Source organism: Vibrio sp. S/42/10 (assembly GCF_029890535.1).
Lineage (GTDB): Bacteria > Pseudomonadota > Gammaproteobacteria > Enterobacterales > Vibrionaceae > Vibrio > Vibrio cyclitrophicus.
The window spans coordinates 93,427-109,186 of record NZ_JAKMZC010000009.1 but is presented as its reverse complement, the minus strand read 5'-3'; the positions used below and the strand labels follow the sequence as shown (position 1 = coordinate 109,186).

13 protein-coding genes are annotated in these 15,760 nt (G+C 44.2%); 6 read left to right on the top strand and 7 right to left on the bottom strand.

From position 1 onward, the window contains the following. Nucleotides 1-34 precede the first annotated feature (34 nt). On the bottom strand, nucleotides 35-2,950 hold the full coding sequence (locus L8S15_RS11960; protein ID WP_280573217.1) for an alkaline phosphatase family protein: 2,916 nt from the start codon (nucleotides 2,948-2,950) through the stop codon (nucleotides 35-37). Between the two features lie 142 nt (nucleotides 2,951-3,092). Continuing rightward, a complete protein-coding gene (locus L8S15_RS11955) occupies nucleotides 3,093-3,431 on the bottom strand; it encodes a DUF1840 domain-containing protein (RefSeq protein ID WP_016766915.1) in 339 nt (112 codons plus the stop codon). A gap of 332 nt (nucleotides 3,432-3,763) precedes the next feature. Between L8S15_RS11955 and L8S15_RS11950 the strand changes: the two genes are divergently transcribed. After that, nucleotides 3,764-4,954, top strand: coding sequence for a GGDEF domain-containing protein (locus L8S15_RS11950; protein ID WP_016799194.1), 1,191 nt, complete (start codon nucleotides 3,764-3,766; stop codon nucleotides 4,952-4,954). 28 nt (nucleotides 4,955-4,982) lie between these two features. On the opposite strand, the gene L8S15_RS11945 is transcribed toward L8S15_RS11950, so the two are convergent. Beyond that, the gene (locus L8S15_RS11945; protein WP_010432539.1) at nucleotides 4,983-5,264 is read right to left on the bottom strand and encodes a hypothetical protein; all 282 of its coding nucleotides are present in this window, start codon (nucleotides 5,262-5,264) and stop codon (nucleotides 4,983-4,985) included. Between the two features lie 156 nt (nucleotides 5,265-5,420). On the opposite strand from L8S15_RS11945, the gene L8S15_RS11940 reads away from it, so the two are divergent. Further along, complete coding sequence (locus L8S15_RS11940) at nucleotides 5,421-6,287, top strand: pirin family protein (protein WP_010432537.1); 867 nt, start codon at nucleotides 5,421-5,423, stop codon at nucleotides 6,285-6,287. A gap of 209 nt (nucleotides 6,288-6,496) precedes the next feature. Here L8S15_RS11940 and L8S15_RS11935 read toward each other — a convergent pair whose 3' ends face one another. After that, nucleotides 6,497-6,778 (bottom strand): pyrimidine/purine nucleoside phosphorylase, encoded by a 282-nt coding sequence (locus L8S15_RS11935; protein ID WP_016799195.1) that lies wholly within the window; start codon nucleotides 6,776-6,778, stop codon nucleotides 6,497-6,499. A 296-nt stretch (nucleotides 6,779-7,074) separates the two neighbouring features. Between L8S15_RS11935 and L8S15_RS11930 the strand changes: the two genes are divergently transcribed. Beyond that, nucleotides 7,075-7,539 (top strand): DUF2850 domain-containing protein, encoded by a 465-nt coding sequence (locus L8S15_RS11930; protein ID WP_016766913.1) that lies wholly within the window; start codon nucleotides 7,075-7,077, stop codon nucleotides 7,537-7,539. Between the two features lie 443 nt (nucleotides 7,540-7,982). Next, complete coding sequence (locus L8S15_RS11925; RefSeq protein WP_280573211.1) at nucleotides 7,983-10,523, top strand: glycosyl hydrolase family 18 protein; 2,541 nt, start codon at nucleotides 7,983-7,985, stop codon at nucleotides 10,521-10,523. A gap of 154 nt (nucleotides 10,524-10,677) precedes the next feature. On the opposite strand, the gene L8S15_RS11920 is transcribed toward L8S15_RS11925, so the two are convergent. Both L8S15_RS11920 and L8S15_RS11915 read right to left on the bottom strand, forming a co-directional pair. Continuing rightward, nucleotides 10,678-11,526, bottom strand: coding sequence for an alpha/beta hydrolase (locus tag L8S15_RS11920; RefSeq protein WP_010432519.1), 849 nt, complete (start codon nucleotides 11,524-11,526; stop codon nucleotides 10,678-10,680). 202 nt (nucleotides 11,527-11,728) lie between these two features. Then, nucleotides 11,729-12,322, bottom strand: a complete 594-nt coding sequence (locus L8S15_RS11915) for a TetR/AcrR family transcriptional regulator (RefSeq protein WP_010432517.1) — start codon at nucleotides 12,320-12,322, stop codon at nucleotides 11,729-11,731. A gap of 229 nt (nucleotides 12,323-12,551) precedes the next feature. On the opposite strand from L8S15_RS11915, the gene L8S15_RS11910 reads away from it, so the two are divergent. Both L8S15_RS11910 and L8S15_RS11905 read left to right on the top strand, forming a co-directional pair. Then, nucleotides 12,552-13,508: an AEC family transporter gene (locus tag L8S15_RS11910; RefSeq protein ID WP_016766911.1), complete on the top strand. Its 957-nt coding sequence runs from the start codon at nucleotides 12,552-12,554 to the stop codon at nucleotides 13,506-13,508. 122 nt (nucleotides 13,509-13,630) lie between these two features. Then, nucleotides 13,631-14,671, top strand: a complete 1,041-nt coding sequence (locus L8S15_RS11905) for an acyltransferase family protein (RefSeq protein ID WP_016766910.1) — start codon at nucleotides 13,631-13,633, stop codon at nucleotides 14,669-14,671. A gap of 203 nt (nucleotides 14,672-14,874) precedes the next feature. Here L8S15_RS11905 and L8S15_RS11900 read toward each other — a convergent pair whose 3' ends face one another. Further along, complete coding sequence (locus tag L8S15_RS11900; protein WP_016766909.1) at nucleotides 14,875-15,699, bottom strand: AraC family transcriptional regulator; 825 nt, start codon at nucleotides 15,697-15,699, stop codon at nucleotides 14,875-14,877. Between the last annotated feature and the right edge of the window lie 61 nt (nucleotides 15,700-15,760).

Sequence of the window (15,760 nt, the reverse complement as noted above, 5' to 3'; positions counted from 1 at the left end):
AATACAGATAGCGAGTAGGTAGAGAGCGTTTACTTTAGTGCGCGCTTGAAATATCTAACTTCTCAATCAACGACGGATACCCCCAACCATTCTCACCTTCGACTACAGCCTCTCCGGTTAAATATTCAAAAAGCGTCGGCGCTAACGAGCCATTGGATTCGATCTTTAATGGCTGTGAGTTTTCACCAATTGGCGAGCCCCAGAAACCGATGAATGCGTCCTTCTCTAAATAGTCTTCACCAGCATGACGACCCGGTACCTTGGTGTTGTAACCAATTCCAGCTTTCGGGAACAGGTTAACCGTGCCCGCTCTATCTTCAAGGTAGATATTGGCTAGTTGATTGACAGAATCTGGTCTAGGAGTCAATTGGGTTAACTCTGTCCACTGCGCACTGCTGCACCATGTAGTGACATCCACCTTCATCGCTCGGTTAATACACTTTTCAACTAATTGAGAGTAGAGCGCGAAATCAGATTGATTCGGTCTCTTGAGATAAGGATTAAGCTCTTGTGTGTTAAGTAAAACTGGCGCTCGATTTGCTTCTAGCGACTCGTAGAAAAGCTTGTCACCTTCGCGAGTAATCAATTCGTCGACTCGTTTTAAATCTCGGTTACCAATCACACGAACCGCACAACGTTGTTGGTCACATGTGCTTTCTCTTACGACCATATAATCAAGAGTTTCAGGTAAGCGTTGCGATATCTGATTAATGATGTTGATATTCTGACCAGGTGGCGCTGCAATCGGAGACCACTGCGTGAGTTCTTGGTAAACAGGCTGAACCTGCCACCCTTGAGCCGAATTAAAGAAGTCCATCATGAAGTTACCACCGGCAGTCGAGGCGACCACCACATCCAATTCCTTCGAGCTTGGGTAGCTTAGAGCATTGGTGATTTTAGGCCCTTCACCCTCGTCTGAAGATATCTTCTTCACCACAATTGGATACTCTAGCTCTGCTTGTAAGCCTTCAAATACCTGCTTTTCGGGATTGAGCGCGTAGAACACCGGCGTTAAACCATGATCCCCAGCCATGCCCCATAGCGTTTTATCGTAAACGCCTGCACTGCGGTAGGTCGCTTCAATCTGGCGAATCCAATAGTCCAGTCGGTTAAGCTCTCCAGTCGGCATCAGAATTTCGTCACTAAAAGGACCGGTAAAGTGCGCGAAGTGATCCGGCCATGGGTTATAAACCAAGGTGTAATCCGGCATCCCTTTTCCATCTAACTCGGCAAACTGAGTGATCGACTGTTTAACCTGAGCTCTCTTTGAAAACTTGGTGAAAAAATCAAAGCCAGATATAGACTGATACGCCTCAATATCTTCAATCAAGGCTTGACGCTTTTCTTGCAAAACCACTTCGACTTCTGAACGTTCTTGAAGCTCTTTAACGCAGCGTTTCTCACCATAATCACGCAGTGACTCACCCAAACCTAGGTTTACTAGCCCGTCGTAAGTCGTGTGAGCATTCCAATCGTATTGGGCGTTGCAGTTCAACGTTTTCAGATAATCAAGGCGATCAAACATGGTCTGCACCTTGTTGTTTGCCATCAACACATCCAACTGCAGGGCATCATTACCAAAGAAGTAATACGCTCGGTCGATCTCTCGGTCAACAAAGTGGAAATTAGGGATACCAGTGCCACCTTGCCCTGATACTTTCGCGCCCGTTTTAATGATCGGTAGGTTACGTACGCTGATTGTGGGAGTTGAAGAGATACCCACTCGGCTAATATTGTCTAGATGTTCTTGATAGAGTTTTTTGAAGAACGGAAGATAATTCGGATCACGGTAGGTTTGTTCAGACAAAACTTCCATGAACCTCACCTGCTGTTGATGCTCAGGCTCAATCACCGTTTCTAACTTAGGTTTGTATTGCGTTCGGTTTTTATGATTTTGGTAAGCAACCGAGATGAATGGCGCGCTTTCATCGACCAACCCCTCAATCAACCCTTGCTGTAAACCATCGACGGTCACTTGGACCGCAAAGCGCTTGTTCTGTTGGGATTCTAAGAACTGAATGAGCGCATCAGGCTGGTCACTAAACGCTTGCTGCATCCAATCATCGAGCGCTGCTGCACGTTCTTCTTTAAACACAAATTGGCGGTAGGCTTTCAGCAAGTTTAAGCGCACAAAATCAATAAGCGTGATGGTAAGAGCTTGTGCTTTGTTATTCGGCTTATCAGCGTTTTCTGGTTTACCATCTTCTGCAATCGCCAACATTGCAGACTTCATATCGCCGTCATCCATTCCCAATGCCGCTTTATCGATCAAATCAACGATGATCGGTTGAATCTGAGCGATGATCGCTAGATCTTCATGGCTATTGGTTAAGTAGGTGTAATTCGCAGGGAGCGTGTCCATATCCTGCCAAACACCAATTTCGAATAACGCATCGTAGATAACCACCATGTTGGCAATGAACTGTTCATCGATACGAATACCTTCATGATGTCCCGTTGCTTCAGTCGAGGTATCTGGCTCATGATGCTCTGAGGTTGGCTTATCTCCAACATGATAGAGGCTATGTTCAAAGCCCTTTAGCGCCTGCTTATCATAAACCGTCGACAAGTAAGATTTGAACACATCTTCACTGCCCAAGCCTGAATAGCGGTCGTAATAACTATAGAGAAAATAACCCAAAGGAATTGAGTACGTCGGGTTAGATAACTGAGCAACGACTCTGGCTTTTGTTTTGACATCTAAAGGGAGAGCGAGAATATACGCATCTAATGTAACGCCACCAATCGTGAAAAGAGCCGCATCACGAGTGAGTTTGGCAGAGTAACTTAGGCTTGAAAGCACCTGATTTTTTAGCACTTCACTGGAGCTAAACACACCACTAATGACGGGAGTTGTTGATATATCAGCCATACTCGGCGTTGAAACAACGGCCAACGAAAGAGAGCCAACTAAACTAGTGTAGCTACGTGCTCGGAAATAGAAGCCCATCAAATACCCTTCAGTTCAAGATGCGTTTATAAATATAACTTATTGTTTCAGTTTACTTTCATTAGTCAACCTATGTTCAACTATGCAATATAAATTAAAACTTCAATGATATTAAACTCTACCTTTTCAGTATTAAATCATCCTACAAAAGCTTACCGCTGCCGTCTTCCCACATCACTTCGCACTCTTCTTTGATTGCAGCTTTCAATAGTTCGACCAACGGAAAAGCTCGACTGCCGATATTGACAGGAGCTTCAACAATCTCTTCTTCATTGTCGTCATCAGTATTATCTTGCTCTACCGGCTTACTTTGCTCTTCGGCGATAGCAATACGTAAATTATTCAATGCTTGAGGGACTTCTGAAGCCTCAATAGCACCAGGTATCGTGCCACTGTGTCCAAGCATGTTAATGAACTGAAGGCCTACCTCCCCAAACATCGTGACGCTAGCATGAGCCTTGCAACTAAAGGTAATTAACATAATGATCCTCTATCAAATTTAGGGTTATATAAACATTTAGCTATCTATAAACTATGTTGAGTAAAGCATTAGAAAGCAAGCACGTAATAATCCAGTGCAACCACCAGCTTGCTCTTTGAATGGTTCTCGACAAGGTTATTCTGCACCGTTAGTGATATACATCACTTTTTATATTGGCTTGATTCACTTTTAAGATAAAACCTTGATAGTAATCACATTAAATAGACTTCCTAAGCTCCGCCAAGCCTATTATTTAACCTAGTATTAGTACCATCATCAAAATTCGTGGCACAAATCACATGAACAGGCCAGTCGGAAGACACCTAGAAGAAATGGCGGACATACGATCCACCCGCAAACAAAAAATTGTCCATTCATTTTCACTGACTGCTGCGTCTCTATTCATCTTTTATACTTGGGCTTATTTCCAAGGTCAGCATTACGTACTGTCGATTTTCGAACTGTGTTTTGCTTTTATCGCTGTATCAAACGCCATTTATGTAAGAAAGATTAACAATCCTCAATATTCAGAGTTGATATTGAGCTGTGTACTGTTGGTTCAAGGCATTATCTTATTCTTGTACAGCAATGCCATCCCTGATCGAATTCTTTGGTTGTACCCTATTTTGGCTGCAGTGATTTTTATTAATGATTTCAGAATTGGCATCATATTCAGCACCTCATTTTGCGTGTTTATTAGCACTTTAATTACCGCCTTGCCGGGCAATTTTTCTTTGCCATTTAATAGCACTCATCGCTTTATTCTTAGCTTATTTACCATGAGTTTGGTTTGCCATACTTCCGCTTATTACTACACACAAGCGGTAAACTACATTCAGCGCTTATACAAAGAAGGGATAGAGGACTTAGCCTACAGAGATCAACTCACGGGCTTAGCCAACCGTTGGAGTTTTGAACGTTGGGCAAGTGAAAAGCTTGCGACTATTGATAGTAAACATTCACTTACCGCCTTGGTTTTTCTCGATATTGATGATTTTAAAGGCATCAACGATAACTATGGGCATGATGTTGGTGACAGTGTCCTGCAGCATTTTGCGAATCGTTTGAGCAACAACCTACGCACTCGAGATAGAAAGAATCATGAATACGATTATTCCATCGCTCGGTTTGCTGGCGATGAGTTTGTTTTGATGCTCTATGATATTCCAACTCGAAAAGATCTTGATGGCATTCTAGAGCGGATATGCGGACTGTTTGAGAGCGGTTGCCAAACCAATGAGAGAATCAAAGAACTCACTCTTAGCGTAGGCGTTTCTTTATACCCTCAAGATGCTACCGATTTACATGAATTAACTCGATGTGCGGATAAGGCGATGTACGTTGCTAAACACTCAGGGAAAAACCGATATGCTTATTATCACGACAACCCGGTTTCAAACTTGATAGAAGAATTCTCGACGAAATTAGTCTGCTCAGAATCTGAAGAATCCAAGCTTGAAGACTGTCTTGAAGCGAAGGTGGAAGGGAACAACGTTACTCTGCTAAAAACGCATCAACATTAACCGTTAATATCGCATACTGCTAAATGTATTAGCCTGCCATATACATAAGCCAAAGGCTCACTAATCCAATCACAATGATCCATACGACTTGTCGAGTTCGGTTCGGGTTATTACCTCTGGGCCTCACTACCGATTTAAAGGCAGCTTGCTTGGCCGACTGCATAAACGGCGCTTCAATCTCGCGTTTTTTCACACGACGTTTAAACGCACTGTTTGCGACAGCTGTAAAGCGGTGGCTCTGCTCTGTTGTAAAATCATTTTCAAAGTCCATCCGACCTTGCCTATCGCCATGCTTTGGTTGTATTGCCATAGCGGCCTCCTTGGCGGTCTACCCTATTCAAGTATAGACATAATTTCACCTTCTTACCTGTTCAAAATTTTCGAATAAGTCACTCAACGCTATGCCATCTTCTTTTTCAATCAGATTACATAAACTACAGCTATTCAAGTTTATGAGGGTATCAAAATGACGAGTGTAAGAGTAGTAGACCATGTCATTTCAGCACATGCGACTTCAGATGGAGATGGTGTCAAAATCCAAAGACTCGCTGGTTTTAATAACACACGTTTCTCTCCATTTTTGATGATTGATGAACTTAAATCGGATGAAAGCAAAGACTACGTTGGCGGCTTTCCTCCACATCCTCACCGTGGTATAGAAACGCTCACTTATATGCTTCAAGGTCATTTCCAACACAAAGACCACCTGGGTAATGTCGGTGAGCTTCGCAGCGGTGGCGCACAATGGATGGCCGCGGGTCGTGGTGTGATTCACAGTGAAATGCCAATGATGGAAGAAGGCGCGTTGCACGGTTTTCAGATTTGGATAAACCAACCAGCAACACACAAAATGCAGCCAGCGCAATACCATGACTTTCAAAGTGACAGCATTGCAGAATATCAAAACGAACAAATCGGCTTACTGAGAGTTATTTCCGGTGGGTTTAAACTGCATGACCCAGCTGACGCAGAAACTATACAAACACAAGGTCCATTACAAACGACAGGCGTGCCATTAAGCGTTGTGGATTGGCGAGCGCATTCAGGACAAAAAGTGACGTTAAGGACGGATGTTAACCATAATGCCATGACATACGTGTACCGAGGCAGTATTAAGATCGATAACAAAGTCGTCAACCAAGGCCAACTTGCACTGCTCACCAAAGCTGAATTGCTGTCTTTGGATAGCTTAGAAGATTCTGGTGTCCTGATTTTTTCTGGTGAACCGATTAATGAGCCGGTTGTGCATTATGGCCCATTTGTCATGAACTCGATGGAAGAAATTGAACAGACAATTCAGGACTACAACAACGGCGTATTTGAGACTTACTGATTTTGAGCTTTGAGCTTTGAGCTTTGAGAAAGATGTTGAAGAGGTTTTGCAACAAACAACGAATTTTGGTCGTCCATTTGATGACTGCGAAACAAGTGACACTATCCACTGCCGGTTACTATCACTTATTTAACCACGCTCTTAGAGCGTGGTTTTTTTCTGTCCAAGCAGAAACAAATGATACCCTGATTGAACGAATTTAGACCTAGTTACAAGTATTCACACAAGTAAGCTGTCGCTTCTTTTACCTGAAGGTCGAAGGAAGAGTCGCCAGCAACGTCAAAAGACTCACCAGACTGGTATGTCGTCCAATCATCATCACCAACACGCTTAACAATCAATGCACCTTTAACAACGGTCATCTTTTCTGGAGCCGCTGTACCAAACGTGTATTCACCAACAGCCATCACTCCAACACTAACGTCCGCACCAGATTGGTTAAACGCTAACGACTTAACGCCGCCGTCAAAATATGTGTTTTCTTTAATCATCGTACTTCCTTGTTATCTTCAAATTGCATGCATTGGGCTCAACAAATAAGCCTATACGTAAGTTTATGTGGTAATTGTTTTAACCAATTCATGACTTTCGCACAAGAAATAAATACGCATAGCTTAAGCTTTTTTGAGAACCATTTTCATTGATGACGTAAATATGCCAAAAATAGCGAACGCAACCAAATTTACTAGAACATTCGATCCTGCTTCTAACTATCATAAGAATCTTTGCAAACTAAGATTTTAGTTTATAAACTGACCGACGGTGCGTGAAGATCAATGAAGAGATAATGGCAAAAAATCCCACGAAAAGCAGAGATATATTTGCCAAATTATTGTTCTACGGCTTTCTATTAGCCGGCTTGATGGTTGCCCTCACGGCAGGGTATTTTGCTTATCAAACTCACCAACAGTCAGTCAGCCCAAGCAATGTCCATGGCACTTGGATAGAGATCGGGGCTCCACCCTACAATACCGATATCCTTACGCTTTCCGATAATGGCGTCACGATGAACCATCGCCTCATTACTACCTCATTTGATTTTGATGGCAAAGTTGTCACCATCAACACAGGATCTGGGCCAACAATTTACACCATCAGTGGTACTTATGATTCGCCTCGATTAAAGCGACTGTTTCCCAGTGTGCCATCTCAACAATTCATTAAAGAAGGCTACGAAGATACAGCAGCAGGTGACACCCATAGTGTGATGCAACAACGACGCGCTTCATTAGCTGAGCAATTCAAAAGATAAGTTCTACAACGGTATCCTCTAAGGTAATGCATTCTTAGTGATACTACCCTTAGCAACACTCTTTGCATTCCCAAGTATTAGCACTATCTTCCACGTATCAGCCTCACACCCAACACGTTTCGTTCTGTGATGCCGCTTCAATTCACGATATTTTCCCATAGTTTGTCGCATATTTTCATAACTTCATGTTGTGTATTTTCACTTGTGAGATTTTCATACTGAACATTGTTTTGTTTTATAAAACATGGACTCAGCCTCTCACTCATTAAGCAACAGAATTGTAACGAGATACTATTTTTTAGTTGTCCATCGAAAACGGATTTATTTTCAGTTATAAAATTAAAACTCTCTCGAATACTGACTGGGAAGCTCCTTCAAAACTGACTGGAGCCGTTTATGGGGCCATTTGGTTCTCGTAACCTTCAAGGAATGAGAGAAAAAGTATGATTCGTATAAATACCTGTGCTGCGAGCATTGCTCTAGCGCTATCTGGTACAGCATTAGCCGCTCCAACAGCACCTAGCATCGACATGTACGGTTCCAACAACCTGCAGTTTTCTAAAATTGAACTCGCGATGGAAACGACTTCTGGTTATAACCAGATGGTTAAATATCACGACAAAGCAAAGGTCGACGTTAAATTTAACCAATGGAGCGGAACGTCAGGAAACACTTACAACATCTACTTTGATGGCGTTAAAGTGGCCACTGGCCCTATAACTGGCAGCCAAACGACAGCTTCATTCGAATACGGCCAAGGCGGCTTATTTCAGATGGAAATCGAAGCGTGTGACGAAACAGGCTGTGCTAAGAGTGCACCCGCTCAGATCACAATCGCAGATACCGATGGCTCACACTTAGCGCCACTTTCGATGAATGTGGACCCGAACAACAAGTCATACAACACAGATCCAAACACGGTAGTAGGTACTTACTTTGTTGAGTGGGGCATCTATGGCCGTGATTACACAGTCGATAACCTACCCGCTGATAACTTGACCCACATCCTTTATGGCTTCATCCCAATTTGTGGCCCTAATGAATCAGTGAAATCAGTAGGCGGTAACAGCTACAACGCACTCATGACAGCCTGTCAGGGCGTTAACGATTACGAAGTGGTGATTCATGACCCTTGGGCGGCTTTCCAGAAGAGTTTCCCTCAAGCAGGGCACGAATACAGCTCACCTATCAAGGGTAACTACGCAATGATGATGGCGCTAAAACAGCGCAATCCAGACTTAAAAATCATTCCATCGATTGGTGGTTGGACGCTATCTGACCCGTTCTTCGATTTCACAACCAAAGCGAACCGAGACACGTTCGTCGCATCGGTTAAAACATTCCTCAACACATGGAAATTCTATGACGGTGTCGATATTGACTGGGAATTCCCCGGTGGAGGCGGTGCTGCGCCCGATCTCGGTGACCCTGTAAATGATGGCCCGGCTTATATTGCATTAATGGCAGAGCTGCGCGCTATGCTAGATGAGCTAGAAGCTGAAAACGATCGTACTTACGAGCTAACATCAGCGATCGGTGTTGGTCACGACAAGATTGAAGACGTGAACTACGGCGATGCTATCCAATACATGGATTACATCTTCGCGATGACTTACGACTTCTACGGCGGTTGGAACAACGTGTTAGGTCACCAAACAGCACTCAACTGCGGTAACTTCATGCGCCCTGGTCAATGTGATGGCACAGGCCTTGATGAAAATGGCGAACAGTACACTGGCCCTGCTTACACCACAGACAACGGCATCCAATTGCTGCTTGAGCAAGGTGTTCCAGCGAACAAACTTGTGGTTGGTACAGCGATGTACGGTCGTGGTTGGGAAGGCGTATTACCATCATCACTTTCAGATCCAAGCGACCCAATGACTGGCGTAGGTAATGGCAAACTGACTGGCAGCTCTGCTCAGGGTGTATGGGAAGATGGCGTTATCGATTACAAAGGCATTAAAGCGAACATGCTTGGTGCAAACAACCAAGGCATCAACGGCTTTGAATATGGCTACGACGAAATGGCAGAAGCACCTTACGTTTGGAACCGTACTTCAGGTCAGCTAATCACATTTGATGATGATCGCTCAGTAAAAGCAAAAGGCGCATACGTTCGTAGCCTTGGCCTTGCGGGTCTATTCTCTTGGGAAATTGATGCGGATAACGGCGATATCCTGAACGCGATGCATGAAGGTCTTGCAGGTGGAACTACTGATCCTGTAAACCGTAAACCAACCGCAGCAGCGGGCGCAGATCTATCGGTTGAAGGCCCAGCTTCTGTTTCTCTAGACGGTAGCGCTTCAAAAGACAGCGACGGCACGATTGCAAGCTACGCTTGGTCACAAGTAAGCGGAACAGCCGTAACTCTGGCCAACGCGAATGCTGCAGTTGCAAGCTTCGATGTGGTCGAAGTCGCTCAACAAGAATTACTCACGTTCAGCCTAACGGTAACTGATAACGAAGGTGCGACTGCAACTGACACCATTGTTGTAACAGTAACCCCTAAGGACACAGGTCCAGTTAATACAGCACCAGTTGCGATTGTTTCAGCTCCAGCTGAAGTTAATGCGGGTGACGTAGTGGTGGTTGATGCTTCGGCTTCGAGCGATGCTGACCAAGATACATTGACCTTCACGTGGGATGTGCCTGCTGGTATTGATGCTACGGTTCAAGGTTCTTCAGTGAGCTTTGTCGCGGCGGAATACACGCAAGATACGACGCTGAACTTCTCTGTAACGGTCAGCGATGGCACTGATACATCGGTAGCGGCTACTTCAGTGAACGTTCTTAAGAAAACCACAGGTGGCGGTACGTGTACTAACGCTTGGGATTCAAGTGCAGTCTACACTGGCGGCGACCAAGTGACTCAAGCTGGTAAGGTTTGGGAAGCAAAATGGTGGACAACCGGTGAAGATCCAACAACGACAGGCCAATGGGGCGTCTGGAAAGAGATCGGCCCTGCGAGCTGTGCTAACTAAAATGGGATTTAGCTCAACACGAGCTAAGCACCCACTAACCCCCTAAAAGCAAAGGCCAATCAGAGAATGTCTGATTGGCCTTTTTATTTATATTTTCTTAGCCTTGAGCTAACGATCTTTATACTGATGACCTTTTTAAGTATGCTCGTTGGGTTTAGCCAATTAAGTTATCAAAGCTCTCAAATACTTGCGGGCACTTCATCACTCGTCCGTGACCTTGGCCTCGAGTGGCAATCAAGGTGACGCGATCCATTTCATTGGCAGCACGTTGAGAGACATCAAACTTAGTGAACTTGTCTTTCTCATCATGAACAATGATCGTCTGCGATTCGCGAAGCGCTAATTTACCATAAGGATCCACTGATTGAATTGGGTAGTTAAACTGCTCTTCCACTTCACCTACAACCGCCTCAAACAGCTTCATTGAGTAACCAGAACGTGCCACACTGCCAAATAGGTTTTCTAGGTAATCCAACACAGGCGCGATCAGCAACATTGGCTTGTTTTCCAATTTAACGTGCTTGCACTCCAACGCAGAAGCAGTGCCCATGCTGTGGCCAACCAAACCTGCCACTTCACCAACCGAATCTAGAATGGCCTCTAAACCGTTCACAAACGCTGGAATATGACCATGTACACCATCACTGCCACCATGAGCAGGGTGATCGTAAGCCAAAGCCGTAAAGCCTTTGGCTGCGATGTGTTCCATGAGAGGGAAAAACTGACTCGCTGTCCCCGACCAACCATGAGTAAGCACCCAAACCGGTCCAGTACCCAGAGAGTATGTCTTCAATACACCGTCACGACCTTTGATCTCACTTTTAATCAAACCTTTTGGATCGGCATTCTTTTGCTCGGTGCGCATTGGAGTCAGCAGCAATTTACGTGCTGTTTTCTTCGCATGGCTAGGCGCTAGAATATAGTGAAGGTTTGTCGTGGCACCAATTAAGCTGCGCTTAAAACTGAATTTGTTCGATGTATTAAAATAGATTTTGTCACTCATGACCTGTCCTTGTTTCGCCATACAACTTGGCGGATAGAGCTCGGCCCCAGAAATCGAACGACCGTGCTATTTGTTTATCTAAAAAATGACGGTAATTTATTATCACTTACCGCCACTTCTATAAAATTGTGGTCAGCCTTACTAAAGCAAAACTTACGTTTTTTACGAATAAAATGATTTTCGAGTAAAACTTGTCAGCAATCTAAACCGCTTTCCAACTCTCTACTAAACGTTCTACGCCACTCCAGAAATGAGTGTGACTCGCTTGCTGACCTCGTAAGGAGTAAAACAAGTTAGCACTCAAATAAAGCCCATATAACTCAAAAGTTGCCTGTTTAGGTTCTAAATCAACTCTAAACTGCTTGCTCTCGATCGCTTTAGCGACCTGAATGGTCAAGTAATCAATCCACACTGAAATGGTTTTCTGCAGTGCCTTCTGAATCACAGACGTTTCGCTGCCTGCATCTTTCCATGCATCAATAAACATGCAGCTACCTTGAAACGAGTGATTCCAACCCAGCCAATTATCGAGCAGCTGTTTCAATTTCGCTTCAATGTCACCATCTCCCAACTCTCTTGCAGGCGTGATGACTCTTTCAGTGAATATGGCGTTGGAATACTCGAGCACAGAGAGTTGTAGGTTCTCTTTAGAGTTGAAGTGCGCGAACAATCCACTCTTAGACATACCACACTGCTTGGCTAATTCGCCAATCGTTAAACTCTCGAGACCATTTTCACTCGCAAGCGCGAATGCATGGCTCAAAATATACTCTTTGGTTATCTTTCCTTTGCTCATTATTCACCAATGATAAATCTGATGATTATTTTTAGCACGTTCGTACTTTTTTTCAAAGTTTTTTGCTTAACCGCAGGGATTTAATTTCTCTTATTAAAGAATTGTGGAAAAATGCGACAGTATTCAAAGGATATTGAGCGAAGCAGCGCCAAGTTAAGCCGTTATTCAGTTATTCAGTTATTCAGTTATTCAAAAAGTAACGACTCAATTAAACAACAAAGGAAAAATAATGAACACACTTTGGGAACAGTTTGCGTTTTCGGCGTCAGTAACAGGCCCCATCTGTCTAATGCTGTTTCTTGGTGTGATGCTCAAGCGAATCGGCTTGATCAATGACAACTTCATCGATGTCGCATCAAAGGTCGTCTTTCAGGTCACTCTACCAGCAATGCTATTTTTGAGTATTGTTCAGTCTAACCACGATTTTTCGGCTAGCGGCAAGCTCGTTATTTTTGGCTTGGTGGCGAACCTTGTGTTCTTCATATTTACCACGGTAAGCACGAAAATAGCCTTTAAAAAACCAGAAGACCAAGGCGTAATAGTGCAAGGTGGCTTTCGAGCTAATACCGCCATTATTGGACTCGCCTATGTTGCAAACATCTACGGCAACGACGGCGTTGCGCTCGCAGCTCTTTATGTCGCATCACTGACCGTTCTCTACAACATTCAGGCGGTTATCGCACTCACTCCGAAGGGTCAAGAGTCTGGTGATAAAGCCGTTCAAGTGATTATTAAAACACTGACCAAAAACCCTCTGATTATCTCTATCGCAATGGGGGTCTTGTTTTACTTACTGTCGATTCCAGTGCCGAAAATGGTGTCGGATGCAGGACAATATTTTGCCAATATGACCTTACCACTGGCTCTTTTATGCACTGGAGGGTCGCTTGACATACGATCTCTGAAAAAAGATAAGGGCCCCACCTGGTTCTCTACGGGATACAAGCTGGTCTTGGCTCCGCTGCTAATTACTTCAGTTGCTATATTCTTCGATTTTAGAGGATTAGATCTTGGTCTTATTTTCTTGATGAGCGCCGCGCCAACCGCTGCCGCAAGTTACGTAATGGCGCGAGCGATGGGGGGAAACTCTACCTTAGCCGCCAATATTATCGCTCTAACGACTGTCGTTTCTCTTATCACTTGCACGCTTGGTATATTCGCACTCACTGCAATGAATTTAATATAGCTGCGACAGGCTTCAAATAATCAACACAAGCCTTAAAACTAAGGCCGCAAGCCTTGATTTAGGACTAACGTATTCGCCATAAAGACTGTTAGATTTTACGAAATTTTTCTTAGAGATCTGATATGTCTTCCGTTCAACATACGCCTGCACAACGCATTGCCAGTATCGAGTTGGGCCGAGTGATTGCTATATTGGCGATCATTGGTTTACATGGCCAAATGGCACTGACTTATTGGCAAATCAATGAAGTGCCATGGATTGGTTATGTTCTTAACCAAGCCGCGCGCTTCGCCGTGCCGCTATTCTTTCTTATTTCCGGCTATCTGATCCAACCTAAACTCACAGCGTCGCCTTGGACAACCTTCATCAACTACTCCAAACCACTACTCAAAGTTTGGTTGGTATGGAGCATCATCTGTCTGGTCATGCCATTCAACCTCGCTAAGGTTGAAGAATTGGGTTACTTAGGCGAACGCCAAGGTTACTGGGGCTTCCTAATGAACACCCCGCTCAACTCTTTCTTAGAGGGCGGACTAGTTCACTTATGGTTCCTTCCTGCTCTAATGTTCGCTGTTTTGATCATCGCCTTAATGGTTGAGATGAAACTCGATAAACTGCTATTACCAACGGCTATTCTACTTTACGTATATGGTGTGTTGGCAGGCAGTTACACAAGCTTAACCGACCTCAGTGCACCGTTCTTCACTCGTAACGGCCCATTCTTTAGCACACTGATGGTGACTTTAGGCTTCCTGATTCGCCAACATCAATGGAAGGTGTCGTCAACAAAGGCCTTGGGGTTCTTAGCGATAGGCATGTTCATCCACTTTGCCGAAGCTGCATGGCTAACCAACTTTGATGTCGGGTTTAACATGAATGATTTCTTGTTTGGAACCACATTATGGGGCGTAGGTGTATTTATGTGGCTTCTGGCCAATCCAAATATCGGCAACTACGCATGGGTTCGTTCTATTTCAAACCGAATGTTGGGCATCTACGTCAGCCATTTGTTAGTTATTATCGTGCTGTTCAATGTTTGTGGAATATTAGGTATCACAGAGATCGGTAAAGATATCACTGTATTCTTCGGCACCTTTATCCTGAGCTTTATGTTGGTTTCGGGTATCGAAAAGACACCTCTGCAACGCTGGTTGCTTCGCTAACAGCCATCTCACCGGAAACGTTAAACTCTCTTCCCAATATTTATCTGCCAGTGAAAACACTAACCCATGGTCACTGGCAGTTTTTACTTAACTCAAGTATCGACATCCATCTAAATATCTACACAATCATAAGTATTTACACAAACCTCAATATTTACACAAACCTAAGATAAATATCGACAACCTTCATTTGATACTCACCGTTATCCCTCGATCTCTTTTAGCCATTGACGTGGTGATATACCAGAGACATGTTGAAACGCACGAGAGAAGCCAGAGTAACTGCTGTAACCAACCTCATCAGACACCCAATTAATTGGCTTACTTTGTAACAGTAAAGACTGAGCCACTGAGATACGCCACTTTTGTACGTAATCTCCGGGCGTTTCACCGACCTCTCTCTTAAATGCCTCGATAAATTGAGTGCGAGACATCGCAGCCAATGATGCCATTTCCGCAACCGACAAATGACGAGCAGGCAATCTGTGGATAGCGTTCATTACAGGAGCGAGTCGAGTATGGGCAAGAGCTGAAAATAGCCCTTTATCAATTTTCTGTTGTTCAATGAGATGACGGAAAATTAAAGCCATTAATGCATCACTAAATTTATCCATTAAGTATTGTTGGCCTGACGATTCTTGGCTCGACTCCCGAAACAACACTTCGATCACTGGAATTAAGTTAGGTGCTTCATCAAACGGAATCACTATCACATCAGGAAGAGCAGACAACAAAGGATTCATCTGCCCTGCTCGATATTCCACATTCGCGCACACCAACTCTGCCCCCTCCCCCACCCCTTCAATCGCATGTGGCGTGCTGTTAGGCAAATACACCATGCAAGGCTGTGAAAGTTGCTTACTTTCCTTGTGAGCACGAGATAAGGTCAGCTTCCCCGCGCTCAACACATGAAGATGCCCTTCCTTACCCTGTCGTGGCTTGAATGACGATACACCACACAGATTTCCAGAGTAAAAAACACCAGTACGTATCGAGAAATGTTCCATTAGTTGTGACAGCAGATCCATGCATCCTCCGAACGATTCGCTTACTTTTTAGTTCTTTTGTCCCTCTATAGACCGGACTAGT